We start from the raw sequence: 16,232 nt of genomic DNA on the forward strand, positions 1-16,232 counted from the left end.
CCGATGGCGACCAACACCACATACCGCGACAGGTCGGACACGCGTTCGCTGCGGTAATTTCGGGGAATCCCACCACGCGACACAGGAGTCCCCAGGTGACCGCGACCTTCACCCACATCGAAGCCCTGCCACTCGGCCCCGACAACCAGACCGAGTACCGGCTGGTCACCGCGGACGGGGTGCGGCTCGTCGAGGCGGCGGGCCGGCAGTTCCTCGAGGTCGCCCCGGAGGCACTGACCACGCTCGCCAAAGCGGCGATCCGCGACATCCAGCACCTTCTGCGCTCGTCCCACCTCACGCAGCTGCGGGCCATCGTCGACGACCCGGAGGCGAGCCCCAACGACCGGTTCGTCGCCATGGACCTGATCCGCAACGCCTGCATCTCCGCGGGCGGCGTGCTCCCCATGTGCCAGGACACCGGCACCGCCATCGTCATCGGCAAGCGCACCGAGAACGTCCTCACCGGCGGGCAGGACGAGACCGCCCTCTCCAAGGGGATCTTCGAGGCCTACCAGGAGCTCAACCTGCGGTACTCCCAGCTCGCGCCCGTGAGCTTCTGGGACGAGCGCAACACCGGCACCAACCTCCCCGCGCAGCTGGAGCTGTACCACAAGGACGGCGACAAGCCCGAGTACGAGTTCCTGTTCATGGCCAAGGGCGGCGGCAGCGCCAACAAGACCTTCCTGTACCAGGAGACCAAGGCCCTGCTGAACCCGACGCGCCTCGCGAAGTTCCTCGACGAGAAGCTGCGTAGCCTCGGCACCGCCGCGTGCCCGCCCTACCACCTGGCGATCGTCGTCGGCGGCACCTCCGCCGAGTACAACCTGAAGGTCGCCAAGCTCGCGTCCGCCCGCTACCTGGACAACCTCCCGCAGGAGGGCTCACCGCTCGGCCACGCGTTCCGCGACACGGACCTCGAGCAGCAGGTCCTGGAGATGACCCGCCAGTTCGGCATCGGCGCGCAGTTCGGTGGCAAGTACTTCTGCCACGACGTCCGCGTCATCCGGCTCCCCCGGCACGGCGCGTCCTGCCCTGTCGGCATCGCCGTTTCCTGCTCCGCCGACCGCCAGGCGAAGGCCAAGATCACCGCGGACGGCGTGTTCATCGAGCAGCTGGAACGCGACCCGGCGCGGTACCTGCCGGACGTCACCGGCGACGAGCTCACCGACGAGGTCGTGCGGATCGACCTCACCCGCCCGATGGCGGAGATCCGCGAGACGCTCACGAAGCTGCCGGTCAAGACACGCCTGTCGCTGACGGGTCCGCTGGTCGTCGCCCGCGACATCGCGCACGCCAAGATCAAGGAACGTCTGGACGCCGGCGAGCCGATGCCCGACTACCTGCGTGACCACCCCGTCTACTACGCGGGCCCGGCGAAGACCCCGGAGGGCTACGCGTCCGGCTCCTTCGGCCCCACGACCGCGGGCCGCATGGATTCCTACGTTGAGCAGTTCCAGGCGGCCGGCGGCTCGCAGGTCATGCTGGCGAAGGGCAACCGCTCCCGGCAGGTGACCGACGCGTGCCAGGCACACGGCGGCTTCTACCTGGGCTCCATCGGCGGCCCGGCGGCGAGGCTGGCGCAGGACTGCATCAAGAAGGTCGAGGTCCTGGAGTACCCGGAGCTGGGCATGGAAGCCGTGTGGAAGATCGAGGTCGAGGACTTCCCGGCGTTCATCGTGGTCGACGACAAGGGCAACGACTTCTTCGCCGGCACCTCCCAGCCGACGCTGCAGATCGCGTTCCGCCGCTAACGGCCGGCCGACAGCACGATCAACCGGTCCTGCAGAGGCGTGTCGAGCGCGATGTGCACGGCCTTCGGCGTCATGACCATGGCGCAGGCGCCGTCGTCGGGCCGACCGCCCTGCGGCTGGTCGAGCGGCCGCACGATGATCTTCACCGAGTCGGCGGACTGGTCGACGACCACGGCCTCCGCGTCGGTGCAGCTACTGCTGGCGGCCGCGAACAACTGAAGTGAGAACCCGCCGTCGTACATCCACACCTTGTTGCCGTACTCGAAGTAGGAGGGCAGCGCGGACGCCTCGATCTGCGACGCGGGCACCTCGGTCACCCCGGGCGGCACGACGGGCCCGTCAGGCCCGATCGACACGGGCGGCTCCCCGCTCGACGGGTTCTGTGGCTTGCCGCTGGCGGGCGGCGTCGGCTCGACGATGGCGGACGGCGGTTCCACCGTCGTCGACGGCACCTCGGACTGGCTGCTCTGACCTGCCTGGCCAGTACCCGCCGGCGTCGCGGCTTGTCCACACGCGACAAGCGCCCCGAGCAAAACCCCGGCAGTGGCAGCGATCAGTAATGCCCTCATGTGAAGAGGACGGTATCCGCCCCTCCTCGGGTTGCACAGAACAACGCAACCACCCTCAGCTCCTACGCACCCTCACGAACGACCCGCCCAGCTCGAAAGTCCCATTCGTGCGCCCGGGCCCCATTACCTTCTTCGTAGCTCCTGATCAAGGGAGTTGTGGTCGCCAGGTCCGGCATGACTAATGTCCCCAGTCGCACGCATGATCCGGGGGGTGGTGTCACCGGACCTGGTGGCATCGAGGGACCGCTGATAGGGACACGGCCACCCGCGGGGTAGGTCTCGTCGTAACGTGGGTGCCGGCCGTCAATGCCCGACTCGGCGACTACCCCGTGACGAGCGATCGGCTGTCCGAATTGAGCAACGATTTCGAGGTCTTCGCTCTGGCCGAGCTGGACGTGCTGGTCGGGTTCGACGACGACCTGGCCGGCGAGGCCACTCGACTGTCCAACCGCATCCGCGGCCTGCTCACCGGCATCCACCCCGCCCTGGAACGCGCGATCGGCCCTCACCGTCTCTCACCCGGCGGTGCTGGAGATCCTGTCCCGCTTCGGCCGCCCGACCGGCATCCGCAAAGCCCGCCGCCGCCGTCTGGTCTCCCTCGCCGCCAAACACGCCCCCAGAATGGGCAAGAAGCTGGTCGACTCGATCATGGCCGCGTTGGACGAGCAGACCGTCACCGTCCCCGGCTCCCACCGCCGCCGACACCGTCCTGCCACGACTCGCCGACAGCCTGAAAACCGTTCTGGCACAACGAAAACAAGTCGCCACAGAGGTCGAGGGATACTCGATGCGCACCCTCTTGCCGGGGTCCTGACTCCATGCCCGGCATCGGGGTCAGGACCGCCGCCCGCATCCTGCTCGACGTCGGCGACGCCGCGGACTTCGCCACCTCCGTCCACCTCGCCGCCTACGCCGGCATCGCCCCGGTCACCCGCAGCTCCGGCACCAGCATCAAGGGGCGAGCACCCCGCCCGCACCGGCAACCGCAAGCTCAAACGCGCGTTCTTCCTCGCCGCGTTCGCCGCCCTCAAAGACCCCACCAGCCGCGCCTACTACGACCGCAAACGCGCCGAAGGCAAGAAACACAACGCCGCCCTCATCTGCGACGTCCTGTTCGCCATGCTCAGCAACAAGACCTACTACCAACACCCCGAACCGAAAACCTGCCCGCAGCGGCTTGACAAGAACATGGGGACATCCCCGGGTTTCAACGCTACCGGTGGCTACCGACAGGAACGGGGCGCTGCCGTGCACCAATGGACCGTTCGCACGCGGAAGTGCCCGGCCGTGGCGAGGGCAGCGGCACGGCCGGGCACCAGGAAAGAGGCTTGTCAGCCCTTGCGCTGTTCCGTCTTCAGCACCACCTTGCGGTCGCCGAGCGGCTGGTCGAGCTCGGCGGTCAGCTTCGGGTAGCGCAGGTCCATCGTGCACATCTGTTCTTCGGCCGGCAGTGTCTCGACCATCAGCACCACGACCTGGGCTTCGGTCTGCTCAGGCACCTCGACACTCGCCCTGCCGCAGCCGCCTTCCTGCGCGACCACGCCGACGGTGGTCCCGTCGTCCTCGGTCCACACCAGGACCGGGTACCCCTCGGGCAACGTGCTCGTGTCGAGCTGTGCCGCGTTAACCGAGGTGCCGCCGGCGGGGGGCGTCCTGGCTGGCTGGCGGTCCGGGGTCGTCGTCTCGGACGTCGGCTCGGACGTCACCGTCGGCCGCTCGCCGCTTACGTTCTGGTCCTCCGGCTGGTTGGCGCAAGCGCTCACGAGCAGGAGCAGAACGCCGGCGCCAACAACGGTTCCTAGGCGTTTCATGTGCGGAGGACGGAGCCGCGAGCCCGGCCGGTTGCACGGCCGCGCGCAAACCCTACTTTCGTAGGGCCTCGAGCTACCGCAGTCGCCGAGGACCGCTGTCCAGCCGGGAAGGCGGCGCGCCCACCTTCACCCGCGCTCCGACCGCCTGGACGCCCGCCGGGCCGGCCAGGATCGGCTCCAGGGCGAGCCAGCGCATCTGGGGCACGTCCTCGGCGAGTGCCGCCACCCGCAGCACGAGGTCGGCGAGCGCGTCGAGGTCAGCCGGCTCACCGCCGCGATAGCCGGTGAGCAGCGGCGCCGCCTTGGGCGCCCGGACCAGCGCGGCCGCGTCCGTGTCGGTCAGCGGCACCGCCCGGTACGCGCGGTCCCCGAGCAGGTCGCTGACCACACCGGACAGCCCGAAGGAGACCAGCGTGCCGAACGACGGGTCGTCCTGCAGCCCGATCGAGCAGCCGATTCCCTTGGGCGCCATGCGTTGCACGTACAGGTCGGCCACTTCGGACAGTTCGGCGAGGTCCGTGTACGCGGTCCGCACGGCTTCCTCGGTGGTGAGGTCGAGCCGCACGCCTTCGAGGTCGGGGCGCCGCCACCACCGCTCACCGGTCGCCTTCACCGCGACCGGGTAGCCGAGCTCCTCGGCCGCGGCGACCGCGTCAGTCGACGACGTGACCACGCGGTGCGCCACGATCTCGATGCCGTAGCAGGAAAGCAGCCGTACGGCGTCCTCGTCGGACAGCTCGACGAGTCCGTCGTCTACTTCGGACATCGCGGCGGAGACCACCGCGCGGGCGGCTTCGGCGTCCACGCCGTCGGGGCGGATCAGGTTGCCCTGCGGCGCGGACCGCCACACCGCGTACCGGGTCGCCCGCGCCAGCGCGAGAACCGCACGCTCCGGGCTCGGGTAGGACGGGATCGACCCGCGTGCTGGCGAGCCGTCCGGCCCCGGCACCGCCAGCTCCGCCGGAATACCTTCCGTGGCAAGGAAAGTGGAGACGATCGGCTTGCCGGCGCCAACGCTCGCCGCGGCGTCCCGCAAGGCCCGCGCGTAGGCCGTGCCGGGGATCGACAGCGGCGGCACGAACACCACGACCAGCGCGTCGACGTCCTCCCGGCGCAGCTCGGCGCGCACCGCGTCGGCCAGCACGTCCGGGCCGACCGAGGACCCGACGTCCACGGGGCTGCCCGCGAGCGCCAACCCCTGTCCGAGTGCGGCGTCCGCGGCGAGCACACCGATGGCCGAGGAGTTGCCGACGATCGACACCCGGTCGCCGCGTGGCAACGGCTGGTGGGCGAGCAGCAGCGCCGTGTCGAAGAGGTGTGCGATCGACTCGACGCGAATCACCCCGGCCTGCTCGAACAGTGCCTGCACGCTGGCCTCGTCCACCGCGACGGAGGTCGCGGCCAGCGCGGGCAACACGGCGTGCCGCCCGGACTTGACGGCGATGATCGGCTTGACGCGGCCGAGCCTTCGCGCGACCCGCGCGAACTTGCGCGGGTTGCCGAACGACTCCAGGTACAGCAGCACGACGTCGGTCGCCGGGTCGGTCTCCCAGTACTGCAGCAGGTCGTTGCCGGACACGTCGGCACGGTTGCCGGCGGACACGAACGTCGACAACCCCAACCCTCTGGCCTTGGCGTCGGCGAGAATCGCGGTGCCGAGCGCACCGGACTGGCTGAAGAACCCGGCGCGTCCTCGACCGGGCAGCACCGGCGCGAGCGTGGCGTTCAGGCGCACCGCCGGATCGGTGTTGACCACGCCGAGCGCGTTGGGCCCGACGACCCGCATGCCGTGCGCTCTGGCCTCGGTGACCAGCTTGCGTTCCGCGCCCTCGCCGGCGGGCCCGCTCTCCCCGAAGCCCGAGGAGATCACGACGAGCGCCTTGACTCCTTTAGCGAGGCAGGCGTCCATCACCTCGTCCATGTGCGCGGCCGGCACCGCGACCACCGCGAGGTCGACGGGGTCGGGGATGTCGAGCACGCTCGGGTAGGCCCGGACACCCCGTACGGACCGGTTCTCGGCGTTGACCGGGAAGACCGGCCCGGCGAAGTCGGCACGCAACAGGTGGCCCAGCACCGCGTAACCGACCTTTTCCGGGTCGGTGGACGCGCCGATCAGCGCGACGGAGCGGGGATGCAACAGGTTGTGGACACTTCGCGCGTCGGCGGCCTGCTCGCGGGACCGCGCGACCGCGACGGACTCCTCGGTGGGGTCGATGGCGAACTCCAGGTGGAAGACGCCTTCCTCCATCTCCCGCGCGACTTGGTATCCCGCGGCGCGGAACACTCCCAGCATCGGGGAGTTCTCGGCGAGCACTTCGGCGACGAACCGCTCGATGCCGCGCTCACGAGCCGCGGCCGCGAGGTGTTCGAGCAGAATCGGGCCGAGCCCACGGCTCTGGTGCCGATCCTCGACCACGAACGCGACCTCGGCGAGCGGCTGCTTCTCGATCCGCTCGTACCGGGCGACCGCGACGATGTCATCGCCCAACATGGCGACGAACGCCACCCGGTCGCGGTGGTCGACCGTGGTGAAGCGCTCGAGGTCACGGGGCGGGATCTGCGGGTAGGCGCCGAAGTAGCGGAGGTAGCGGGTGCGCTCGGACATCCGCCCGTGGAAGGCGAGCAACGCGTCGGCGTCGCTCGGCACGATGGGTCGCAGGTGGACGGTGCCGCCGTCGGACAGCACCACGTCCGCCTCCCACTCCTTGGGGTAGTCGAACGGATCGGGGTGCTCGTCTGCCATGGCGGTCAGTCTCTCGGATCATCGGGATCGAGGCCATGCAAGGGAAAGACTGCCCGGCGCGTTTCCTTGATCACGCTGTCGACCCGCTCCCCGTCCTCGCCGTCCCATGGCTCGAAGTCGACGCTCTGGTTGTCACTCATGGTCGACGGCAGCTCGGCCGTTGGCGCGATCTTGTCCACGAACCGGGTCCACTCACTGGGCAACGACGTGTCACCGGCCACGTCCCGATCGAGCACGGTGGCGATGAGATGGGACCAGGACCGGGGCACGACCCGCAGGAGGGCGTATCCACCCCCACCCGCGGCCAGCCAGTTACCGCCGGCGTACTGCTCGGCGAGGCCCCGCACGGTCCGATATATGGCGCGATGCCCGTCGACGGAGAGCGACAGTGAGGCCAGCGGGTCTTCGTGGTGGGTGTCCACCCCGCACTGACTGACGAGCAACTGCGGCTGGAAGGCCTCCAGCAGCGAGGGGACGATCGCGTGAAACGCCCGCAACCAGGCACGATCCCCGGTCAGCGGCGGGAGCGGCACATTGACGGCGCTGCCCTGCGCGGCGGGGCCGCCGGTCTCGTCGGCGAACCCGGTGCCGGGAAAGAGCGTGAGCGGATTCTGGTGGAGCGAGATCGTGAGCACTCGCGGGTCGTCGTAGAAGGCGGCCTGCACACCGTCCCCGTGGTGGACGTCGGTGTCGAGATAGGCGATGCGCTCGAACCCGTTGTCGAGCAACCAGGAGATGGCGACGGCCAGATCGTTGTAGACACAGAACCCATGCGCGTGATCACGCATGGCGTGATGCAACCCCCCGGCGATGCTCACCGCACGCTTGGTGACCCCGGACGCGATCTGCCGCGCCGCGAGCAACGAGGACCCGACCACGCGAGCGGACGCCTCGTGCATGTTGTCGAAGACGGGATTGTCGGGCGTGCCCAGTCCATGGCCGACGTCCCACCCCGCCATGGGCGCCTCCCGCACCGCCGCGAGGTAGCCGGCGTCGTGGATACGCTCGATCTCCTCGTCGGTCGCCTCCTCGGGCACGAGCAGTTCGACCCCGTCGAGCACCCCGAGCGCCGAAGCCAGCCGGATGGTGAGATCCAACCGAATCGGATGCAGCGGATGTTCTCCACCGAGGTCGTACCCGAGCAGGGCGGAGTCCCATACGACCGAACCAGGCAAACCCATGGTCGCAACCCTAAACGAGGGGACCGACAGGAGCCCGCCCGGACGCTGCATTCTGTATACGACGCTGTTCTGCGGACGATTCAACGCGCCAGTAACGAAGTACGGCCCAGTCTCGTCAGTCGGGAGCGTCTCCGGTGGCCACCGGGCGGGCGGGGTCCGCGCTCCAGTTGGACCACGAACCGGCGTAGAGCGTGGCCGGCGCGTCGGGGGTGGTGATCCCGGCGACCTCCAACGCGAGCACGACCGAGGACGCCGTGACGCCGGATCCACAGTAGACGCCCACCGTGTTTCCGCTCTCCTCCGGCGTTTCCACCTTCTCCGGGACGCCCACGTTCGCGAAGTGTTCGGCCAGTTCCCGTGGCGCACGCCAGCGGCCGTCCTCGCCCGTGTGGGCGGCGAACGGTGCGTTGCGGGCGCCCGGGACGTGGCCAGCCTTCGGGTCGATGGGCTCCACATCGCCTCGGTAGCGCTCCGGCGCCCGTGCGTCCAGGAGCACGCCGGTGCGAGCGAGGTCCGCCGCCCCGTCGGCGTCCACGACCGGCATCTGTCCCGGGCGGACGGTCACGTCACCCGGTTCCGGTGAGGGGACATCGGTTGTCACCGCACGACCTTCGGCCACCCACGCCGCGTAACCGCCGTCGAGGAGGCGCACCTGGTCATGGCCGGCCCATCGCAGCAGCCACCACAGGCGGGCGGCGACCGAGCCGTTGTCCGCGTCGTACACCACCACCGGCCCGCCGTCCCGGACGCCGGCGGCTCGCAGCACCCGCTGCAGGTCCTCCGGCGACGGCAGCGGGTGCCGGCCGCCGGGTCCCGGTGGCGCGGAAAGCTCGGTGTCCAGGTCGAGGAACACCGCGCCGGGCAGATGGCCGCGCGCGTAGTCCTCCCGCCCCGGCGGCCCGCCCAACCGCCACCGCACGTCCAGTACGACGGGTGGCTCGGCTCCGGTCAGCGACGTGGCGAGGTCGGTGGTCGACACGAGCGGGGAGATCACCCCGCTATTCTGCACCTACCCGATCTGCCGTGCCGTTGTCCCGCAGCTGTCCCGCAGCGAGGACCGCTCACCGCCCGTGACCGCCACACTGCTCCAACCGGGCGAGCGACTAGCATGGTTGACGACGAAGGGGAAGCGGCGTGAACGAGCTCATCGACACCACGGAGATGTACCTCAAGACGATCTACGAGCTTGAGGAGGAGGGCGTCGTCCCACTGCGCGCACGGCTCGCCGAGCGCCTCGGCCAGAGCGGTCCGACCGTGAGCCAGACCGTGGGCCGAATGGAGCGAGACGGCCTGGTCGTCGTCGCGGGTGACCGCCACCTCGAGCTCACCGAGCACGGGCGTGCGCTCGCCATCACCGTCATGCGCAAGCACCGTCTCGCCGAGCGCCTCCTGGTCGATGTCATCGGCCTCGAGTGGGAGCACGTGCACAGCGAGGCGTGCCGCTGGGAGCACGTGATGAGCGAGGCCGTCGAGCGCAAGCTGGTGAAGCTGCTGGGCAACCCCACCACCTCGCCCTACGGCAACCCGATCCCCGGCCTGGACAAGCTGGGCACGGGCGAGCCCGCCCCACCGGTCGAGGCCGATCTGGTGCGGATGGACGACGTCGCCCGTCGCGGCGGCGGCAAGGTCGAGGTCCGGCGCATCGCCGAGCACGTCCAACTCGATCCCGACCTGATGGCCGAGCTCAGGGCCGTCGGTGTCGTCCCAGGACAGACCGTGCACGTCGGACCGTCCAAAGGCGACGGCAACACGATCGAGGTCAGCAGCGCTCAGGGCGCGACGCAGGTTCCCCCGACGGTGCTGCACGCCGTCCTCGCACGCGCGAAGTGACAGCCGCCATCACGTGACAAGCGCCAACGACCGCGACGGCGTCGCCCCACGCCCGGACTCCCGGACCGGCACGTCGCAGGCCGTACCGACCGCGCTGGGTACAGAGCCGGTCACGCCCACGGCGGTGGTCGCCGCGTTGCCCCAGCCCGCGGCACCGGACGCCGAGACCGCCAGGCACACTCAGCCCGTGGCCATGAACACCGAAGCCGCGGCCGGGCCGCGTCAGCCCGCAGCCGGACAAGCCGAACCCGCGACCGCCCCAGGCCAGACCACCGACGCCCAGGGAGTGGCCGCGCACGCGGCGGCCGAGTTCCGTGCGCTGCACGGTCGTGCGCCCGACGGCGTGTGGTCAGCACCCGGGCGGGTCAACCTCATCGGTGAGCACACCGACTACAACGACGGGTTCGTGCTGCCGTTCGCGCTGCCGTACCGGATCGCGGTAGCGGCGGCTACCCGTTCCGACGGGATGCTGTCCGTGACGACCGTCGGTGACGACGGTCGTCCCCAGCAGGCCGAGCCCGTGCGGATCGCCGATCTCTCGCCGGGGTCGGTCAGTGGGTGGGCGGCATACCCCTCCGGTGTCGCGTGGGTGCTGAACACCGAAGGCTTCGGGGGCGGCGCCGATCTGGTGGTGGCCGGTGACGTGCCTGCTGGCGCGGGTTTGTCCTCCTCTCATGCGTTGCAGTGCGCCACGGCGCTGGCGCTGCTCGGGTTGGCCGGGGTGGAGATGGACGAGCCGGACGCACCGAGCCGCGCGACCGTCGCCAAGTGGGTGCAGCGCTCCGAGAACGACTTCGTCGGCGTCCCGACCGGTCTGCTCGACCAGACCGCGTCGCTCTCGTGCGTGCGGGACCACGTGCTCTTCCTCGACGTGCGCTCCGGAGAGATGGAGCAGGTTCCCTTCGACACCTCCTCTGCTGGGTTGGCCGTCCTGGTCATCGACACCAAGGCGAAGCACTCGCACAACGACTCCGGCTACCGCGAACGCCGCGCCGGCTGCGAACGTGCCGCGGCGCTGCTCGGCGTGCCTGCACTCCGCGACATCACCGACGCCGGTCTCGCCGACGCACTCGCCGCGCTGCCCGACGAGCTTCGCCCTCTCGTCAAGCATGTGGTCACCGAGAACGCGCGGGTGATCCACACCGTCGAGCACCTGCGTGCCGGCCGCATCGCGGACATCGGCGACCCGCTGACCGCCTCCCACATCAGCATGCGCGACGACTACCGCATCTCGTGCCTCGAACTGGACGTCGCGGTCGACACCGCCTTAGCGGCCGGAGCGCTGGGTGCGAGGATGACCGGCGGCGGCTTCGGCGGCTCGGCGATCGCACTCGTGCCCTCCGATGCCGTGTCGTCGGTCGGTCAGCAGGTGGAGGCGGCGTTCGCCGCACGGGGGCTGACGGCGCCAGGTCTGTTCACGGCGGTGCCCTCCCCCGGAGCCGGCCGGGACAGCTGAGTTTTCCTCCTCTCAACGAAACGGAGAATGGTGTGAAGCTGCTCGTGACGGGCGGTGCCGGGTACGTCGGGAGCGTCTGCGCCGCCCGACTGGTGAAGGCCGGCCACGAGGTCGTGGTACTCGACGACCTGTCCACCGGCCACGGCGACGCCGTGCCCGACGGCTGCCGGTTCGTCCAGGCTGACCTGGCCGACGCAGCCGACGAGCTGCTCACCGAAGGCTTCGACGGCGTGCTCCACTTCGCGGCGAAGTCACTCGTCGCCGAGTCCATGCGCGATCCCAAGAAGTACTGGGACGGCAACGTGCTCACCTCTCTCCGTCTGCTCGAGGCCGTGAGGGCCAACGGGGTCCCGCGGCTGGTGTTCTCGTCCACCGCGGCGGTGTACGGCGAGGCGGAGGTCATCCCGATCCAGGAGACCGCCCCGACCCGGCCCACCAACACCTACGGTGCGACCAAGCTCGCCATCGACCACGCCATCACCTCCTACGCACAGGCACACGGGCTCGGCGCCGTGAGCCTGCGGTACTTCAACGTCGCCGGCGCGTGGGGCGGCTTCGGTGAGCGTCACACCACGGAGACCCACCTCATCCCGCTGGTTCTGCAGGTCGCGCTGGGCCAGCGGGAAGCCATCCACGTGTACGGCGAGGACTACCCGACGACCGACGGCACCTGCGTCCGGGACTACATCCACGTCGCCGACCTCGCCGAGGCGCACCTGCTCGCGCTGGAGCACGCCAAGCCCGGTAGCCACCGCATCTACAACCTCGGCAGTGGCAGCGGTTTCTCGGTCCGGGAGGTCATCGAGACCTGCCGCAAGGTCACCGGCCATCCCATCCCCGCCGAGATCAAGGACCGCCGTCCCGGCGACCCGCCGGCACTCGTCGCCGCGAGCGAGCGCGCCCGCGACGAGCTCGGCTGGAAGCCGGAGCACGTGGACCTCGAGGTCATCGTCCGCGACGCGTGGGAGTTCACCCAGGCTCGCTCCGCTCTGTAGGCGGCGGCAGGAACGCGGCGAGGGGATCCACAGTGGTCACGTGCCCGACAGGGATCCCCTCCGCCTCTGCCGCCTGCTCTGGCGACGGGGTCGGCTCCTGACTGGGCTGTTCGGTCCGGGCGAGGTCGCGATCATCGCGTTGTTCCGTGTGCAGAGCCTCCTCGGTGTCCCACGGTGGATCGTCATCCAGTGGAAAGCCCGGTACCGCCTCGTGGTTCCTGACGACGCTTGTCATGATCATGCTCCTCAGTAGGTCCGGTGGGGTTCCGATCTGGAGCGCATAGTCCAGCAGGACCGCCATCCTGTGTTCGGGGTTCGCTTCCATCGTGATCTTCAGCGCCAGCGCGGCGATGACACCGGAGCCACGCAGATAGCTGGAAATCCCCAGGAGAAACGCAGGTTCCGCTCGTTCCGGAGCCGGGAGCGCACGCACCAGCACCGTCCACAGGCGTTCCGCGGGTTCCGATTCGTCGGAGAGTGCGATGGCCAGGCACTCGTCCTTGACCTCCGTCCGGGACAGAGCAATCCCCAGCCGGGCGAGTTCATCGTCGGTCAGGGTCGGCAGGGCACGCGACGCCATCACCGCGTCCAGTGCGTGCCCCAGCGTTTGCAGGTCCGCAGTCAAGTCCTCTTCGGAATACGGCTGTTGCGCGGCACTCCGGTAGGCGTTCAGTAGCTCTCTCCTGCGTGCCAACGCTTCTTCGGAATCGGGGGCCAGGTGCGCGGCCATCGCCTCACGACTCGGGTAGATCGTGTCGCCCGCGACCGCGATGGCGGCGGCGAGCGCGGAGGTGCGCGGGTCGGGAACCGTGCCTGTACACAGTGGATCGTCGTAGCACTGCCACTTCTCGCCGTGCGCCACCTTCCGCACCAAGGACGCGTGTGTCAGCAGGACCTCCTTGTGCGCCAACGTTTTCCGTAGTGTCTCGATGAGTAGGCGATGGTCTCTGCCCGTGTTGTCGACCACCACGGCGATGGCCGCCACCGCCTCGTTCCTGTCTACCGCGCCCGCCAGGTCGGCCACGACCGGCGGGATGAGTTCCGGTGTCGGCAGATCCACGCGGATCGTCGTGGACAGCGCGAGGTCCGGACATCGCCGGAAGGTGAACAGCACCAACGAATCCGTCGGTGGGAAACCGAGCACGTACGGGATTCCGGCGACCAGTTCGGACAGATCACGTATCCGTATGCGGGTGTGTGGGAGGGAAGTTGTCATGGCTCCACGATGGCGGATGACGCGGAGTCGTGTCGGCGGAGAAGGTCGATCTGTGGACAACTGGGTGGGCTGTGGACAACTGCCGTCTGAGGCCCTTCGGCGACACTGGAATTGTCGGTGGTGTGCGGTAAAGTGTGGCGCCCCCGGCGCCACGCGTGCCGGATTTCATTTCAGTCGGGCGTCCGCGGACTCCACGCGAAAATGTCGGTGCCGTCGTGCACCATGACGGAGTGCGTGAATTCATCGAGCAACTCCCGAAGGTCGAACTCCATGTCCACCTGGTGGGCTCGGCCTCTGTCGACACCGTCCTGGAGCTGGCGCGCCGCCACCCGGACCAGGAGGTTCCGACGGAGCGAGAGCAGTTACGCGCCTTCTACGAGTTCACCGACTTCACGCACTTCATCGAGGTCTACATCAAGATCACCAGACTCGTGGTCACTGGCACGGACATCACCGCGCTCGTGGTCGGCCTGGCTCGCGACCTCGCCGCGAACCAGGTCCGCTATGCGGAGGTGACGGTCACGCCGGTGCCGCACATCATGCTCGGCATCGAGCCGGATGAGCTGGCGGAGGCGCTCACCAGCGGTCGCGAGCAGGCACGGGACCGTCACGGTGTCGAACTGGCCTGGGTGTTCGACATCGCCGGTTCCCTTGGCTACGAGGCTGGTGTGCGGACCGCGGAGTGGGTGCTGCGGCACCGGCCGGACGGCACGGTCGGGTTCGGTCTCGGCGGGCGCGAGATCGGCGTGCCTCGCGAGCGGTACCGCGTCCCGTTCGACATGGCCCGGGACGCCGGTCTGCACCTGGTGCCGCACGCCGGCGAGACGACCGGACCCGAAACCATCTGGTCGGCACTGCTCAACCTGCACGCCGAACGCATCGGGCACGGCACCAGCGCGGTGCGCGACCCGAACCTGCTGGCTCATCTGGCCGGGGAAGGTATCCCGGTCGAGGTCTGTCCCAGCTCCAACATCCGCACACGAGCCGTCGCCAGCCTCGCCGAACACCCGCTTCCCAGGCTGATGGACGCTGGTGTTCCGGTCACACTCGCCACCGATGACCCCGGCATGTTCCACACCGACCTGAACAGCGAGTACCTGCTGGTGCATGAACATTTCGGCCTGAGCAGGGGTGACCTGGCCGACTTAGCCAGGGCCGGCGTGCGGGCCGCGTTCTGCGACGCGGACCGTGCCTCGGCCCTGCTCACCGAGATCGACCAGGCCGAGCACGGGCACGAAGACGCCGGCCGCGCCGCGGAGCGCCCGCGAGGAGACCACACGGAAGGAGGCACCATAAGCACGAACCAGACAACCGAACATGGTCAGACGAGCCCGGCGAGTTTGTAGGCGATGAGCGAACCGGCCACGGCAACGTTGAGAGACAGCCCGGTGCCCAGCATCGGAATCTCGACCGCCACATCCAGCAACTCCGTGGCCGCCAGCGGGATGCCGTCGGACTCGTGGCCGAGCACCACGACCGTGCGGCGCCGTGCGGGGCCTAGCTCGACGAGGCGGATCGACTCGTCGGTCAGCTCGACACCGAGCAGGTCGCTCCCGGACGCACGCTGGGCGGCGAGCCACGCGAGTGGCTCGTGCACCCAGTGCACGCAAGACGGCTGGCGCAAGGTGTTGCCCTTCGCGAGCGCCTCACGGATCCACGGCTTGCGTGGCACGGCCAGACATGCGCCGACGGCGTCGCAGGTGCGGAGCAACGTGCCGAGGTTGACGCCGTACTTGGGCCAGAGCGGCGCGACGATCAGGTGATCCCAGCAGGGGTGGGCGCGCCGGCGGCGGTTGGTCCGCAGCTCGGTCCTGGTGCGCACCCACAGTGGACGGGGCGCGCTCACGGCGCGTCCTGGCGGATCCTTTCGACCATTGGGGACGGCGTTTCGCGGCACGCCGGAGCCATCGACGACGACATCAGGAGGTGATCACAGTGTAGCGCCAGGTCTGATTCACGCCAGCGCCGTAGCGGTTTCCGGACGAGGATCGAGTCATGCTGATCCGGCACCGGGGCGCGGAGCCACGCGTGGATCCGTCCGCGTACGTCGCGCCGAACGCCACCCTTGTGGGAGATGTGCGAGTGGGTGCGCACGCCCGTGTCATGTACGGCGCAGTGCTCGACGCCGAAGGCGCTCATGTCGAGGTCGGGGCGTACACGATCGTGTCCGAGCACGCGGTGCTGCGGGCGACCGCGGTGACCGGTGCGAGCGTGGAGCTCGGCGATCACGTGTTCGTCGGCCCGCACGCGACGGTGCTCGGTGCCAGCGTGCATCGGTGCGCCTACCTCGCGGCCAACACGACCGTGCTGCAGCTGGCGACGGTCGGCGCGGGCGCGTGTGTCGCGGTGGGTGCGCTCGTACACGCGCGATCGGTGCTGCGGGCAGAGTTTTTCGTGCCGCCGCACACGACCGCGGTCGGTGATCCGGCCGAGGTGTTCGGCCCCGACCGCGCCGACGAGCTCGCCGCGGCCATCGCCGGGGTGGACTTCGCGGACGCGGCGTTCGGCGTGCGCGCCGAATGGACAGACCGGATCAGTCGCTACCGAGAAGCGACGGAAGTGCGGTCCGCGGAGTACGCCGCGCACGCGGACGACGAGGTGATCGGCTGACGGGCAGACGCGCCGGACAGCTCGCCGACCGCCCGACAGCCGAGCAGCCGGCGCCGAGTTGATCAGCTCC

13 protein-coding genes and 1 pseudogene are annotated in these 16,232 nt (G+C 69.6%); 7 read left to right on the forward strand and 7 right to left on the reverse strand.

Features of this window, described 5'->3' with window-relative positions; translation table 11 throughout:
• Positions 1 to 95 precede the first annotated feature (95 nt).
• Positions 96 to 1,751, forward strand: a complete 1,656-nt coding sequence (locus VF106_RS02535; protein ID WP_330837891.1) for a fumarate hydratase — start codon at positions 96 to 98, stop codon at positions 1,749 to 1,751.
• On the opposite strand, the gene VF106_RS02540 is transcribed toward VF106_RS02535, so the two are convergent.
• Positions 1,748 to 2,320, reverse strand: coding sequence for a superantigen-like protein SSL4 (locus tag VF106_RS02540; protein WP_330837892.1), 573 nt, complete (start codon positions 2,318 to 2,320; stop codon positions 1,748 to 1,750). The genes VF106_RS02535 and VF106_RS02540 overlap by 4 nt on opposite strands.
• A gap of 377 nt (positions 2,321 to 2,697) precedes the next feature.
• On the opposite strand from VF106_RS02540, the pseudogene VF106_RS02545 reads away from it, so the two are divergent.
• Positions 2,698 to 3,478 (forward strand): annotated as a pseudogene (locus VF106_RS02545) (transposase); the annotation flags it as partial.
• Between the two features lie 173 nt (positions 3,479 to 3,651).
• On the opposite strand, the gene VF106_RS02550 reads toward VF106_RS02545, so the two are convergent.
• From VF106_RS02550 to VF106_RS02565, 4 genes are all read right to left on the reverse strand, one after another.
• Positions 3,652 to 4,131 (reverse strand): hypothetical protein, encoded by a 480-nt coding sequence (locus tag VF106_RS02550; RefSeq protein ID WP_330837893.1) that lies wholly within the window; start codon positions 4,129 to 4,131, stop codon positions 3,652 to 3,654.
• 73 nt (positions 4,132 to 4,204) lie between these two features.
• Positions 4,205 to 6,874 (reverse strand): bifunctional acetate--CoA ligase family protein/GNAT family N-acetyltransferase, encoded by a 2,670-nt coding sequence (locus tag VF106_RS02555; RefSeq protein ID WP_330837894.1) that lies wholly within the window; start codon positions 6,872 to 6,874, stop codon positions 4,205 to 4,207.
• Between the two features lie 5 nt (positions 6,875 to 6,879).
• Positions 6,880 to 8,055 carry an acetoin utilization protein AcuC gene (locus tag VF106_RS02560; protein WP_330837895.1) on the reverse strand — a complete coding sequence of 392 codons (1,176 nt, stop codon included), beginning with the start codon at positions 8,053 to 8,055 and terminating at the stop codon, positions 6,880 to 6,882.
• Positions 8,056 to 8,170: 115 nt separating this feature from the next.
• The gene (locus tag VF106_RS02565) at positions 8,171 to 9,046 is read right to left on the reverse strand and encodes a sulfurtransferase (protein WP_330837942.1); all 876 of its coding nucleotides are present in this window, start codon (positions 9,044 to 9,046) and stop codon (positions 8,171 to 8,173) included.
• Between the two features lie 143 nt (positions 9,047 to 9,189).
• Between VF106_RS02565 and VF106_RS02570 the strand changes: the two genes are divergently transcribed.
• Genes VF106_RS02570 through galE form a run of 3 tightly spaced genes read left to right on the forward strand, consistent with a single transcriptional unit; the run spans position 9,190 to position 12,336 of the window.
• On the forward strand, positions 9,190 to 9,885 hold the full coding sequence (locus VF106_RS02570; RefSeq protein WP_330837896.1) for an iron-dependent transcriptional repressor DtxR: 696 nt from the start codon (positions 9,190 to 9,192) through the stop codon (positions 9,883 to 9,885).
• Positions 9,886 to 9,898: 13 nt separating this feature from the next.
• Positions 9,899 to 11,341 (forward strand): galactokinase, encoded by a 1,443-nt coding sequence (galK, locus tag VF106_RS02575; RefSeq protein ID WP_330837897.1) that lies wholly within the window; start codon positions 9,899 to 9,901, stop codon positions 11,339 to 11,341.
• Positions 11,342 to 11,373: 32 nt separating this feature from the next.
• Positions 11,374 to 12,336 carry a UDP-glucose 4-epimerase GalE gene (gene galE / locus VF106_RS02580; RefSeq protein ID WP_330837898.1) on the forward strand — a complete coding sequence of 321 codons (963 nt, stop codon included), beginning with the start codon at positions 11,374 to 11,376 and terminating at the stop codon, positions 12,334 to 12,336.
• Here galE and VF106_RS02585 read toward each other — a convergent pair.
• Entirely contained in the window at positions 12,311 to 13,552 is a 1,242-nt protein-coding gene (locus tag VF106_RS02585) for a DUF4192 domain-containing protein (RefSeq protein ID WP_330837899.1), read from the reverse strand. The genes galE and VF106_RS02585 overlap by 26 nt on opposite strands.
• Positions 13,553 to 13,782: 230 nt before the next feature.
• Here VF106_RS02585 and add point away from each other — a divergent pair, with 230 nt between their 5' ends.
• The gene (add, locus tag VF106_RS02590; RefSeq protein WP_330837900.1) at positions 13,783 to 14,898 is read left to right on the forward strand and encodes an adenosine deaminase; all 1,116 of its coding nucleotides are present in this window, start codon (positions 13,783 to 13,785) and stop codon (positions 14,896 to 14,898) included.
• Here add and VF106_RS02595 read toward each other — a convergent pair.
• On the reverse strand, positions 14,874 to 15,398 hold the full coding sequence (locus tag VF106_RS02595) for a TrmH family RNA methyltransferase (protein WP_330837901.1): 525 nt from the start codon (positions 15,396 to 15,398) through the stop codon (positions 14,874 to 14,876). The genes add and VF106_RS02595 overlap by 25 nt on opposite strands.
• 149 nt (positions 15,399 to 15,547) lie before the next feature.
• Here VF106_RS02595 and VF106_RS02600 point away from each other — a divergent pair, with 149 nt between their 5' ends.
• On the forward strand, positions 15,548 to 16,162 hold the full coding sequence (locus tag VF106_RS02600; protein WP_330837902.1) for a gamma carbonic anhydrase family protein: 615 nt from the start codon (positions 15,548 to 15,550) through the stop codon (positions 16,160 to 16,162).
• The last annotated feature ends 70 nt before the right edge of the window (positions 16,163 to 16,232 follow it).

The organism is Actinophytocola sp. (genome assembly GCF_036378875.1).
In the GTDB taxonomy this organism is placed as follows: domain Bacteria; phylum Actinomycetota; class Actinomycetes; order Mycobacteriales; family Pseudonocardiaceae; genus Actinophytocola.

Bases quoted from the DNA above. Each gene is read 5' to 3' on its own strand.
- VF106_RS02540 (WP_330837892.1), bottom strand. From the start codon at position 2,320: ATGAGGGCATTACTGATCGCTGCCACTGCCGGGGTTTTGCTCGGGGCG.
- VF106_RS02550 (WP_330837893.1), bottom strand. From the start codon at position 4,131: ATGAAACGCCTAGGAACCGTTGTTGGCGCCGGCGTTCTGCTCCTGCTC.
- VF106_RS02555 (WP_330837894.1), bottom strand. From the start codon at position 6,874: ATGGCAGACGAGCACCCCGATCCGTTCGACTACCCCAAGGAGTGGGAG.
- VF106_RS02560 (WP_330837895.1), bottom strand. From the start codon at position 8,055: ATGGGTTTGCCTGGTTCGGTCGTATGGGACTCCGCCCTGCTCGGGTAC.
- VF106_RS02585 (WP_330837899.1), bottom strand. From the start codon at position 13,552: ATGACAACTTCCCTCCCACACACCCGCATACGGATACGTGATCTGTCC.
- VF106_RS02600 (WP_330837902.1), top strand. From the start codon at position 15,548: ATGCTGATCCGGCACCGGGGCGCGGAGCCACGCGTGGATCCGTCCGCG.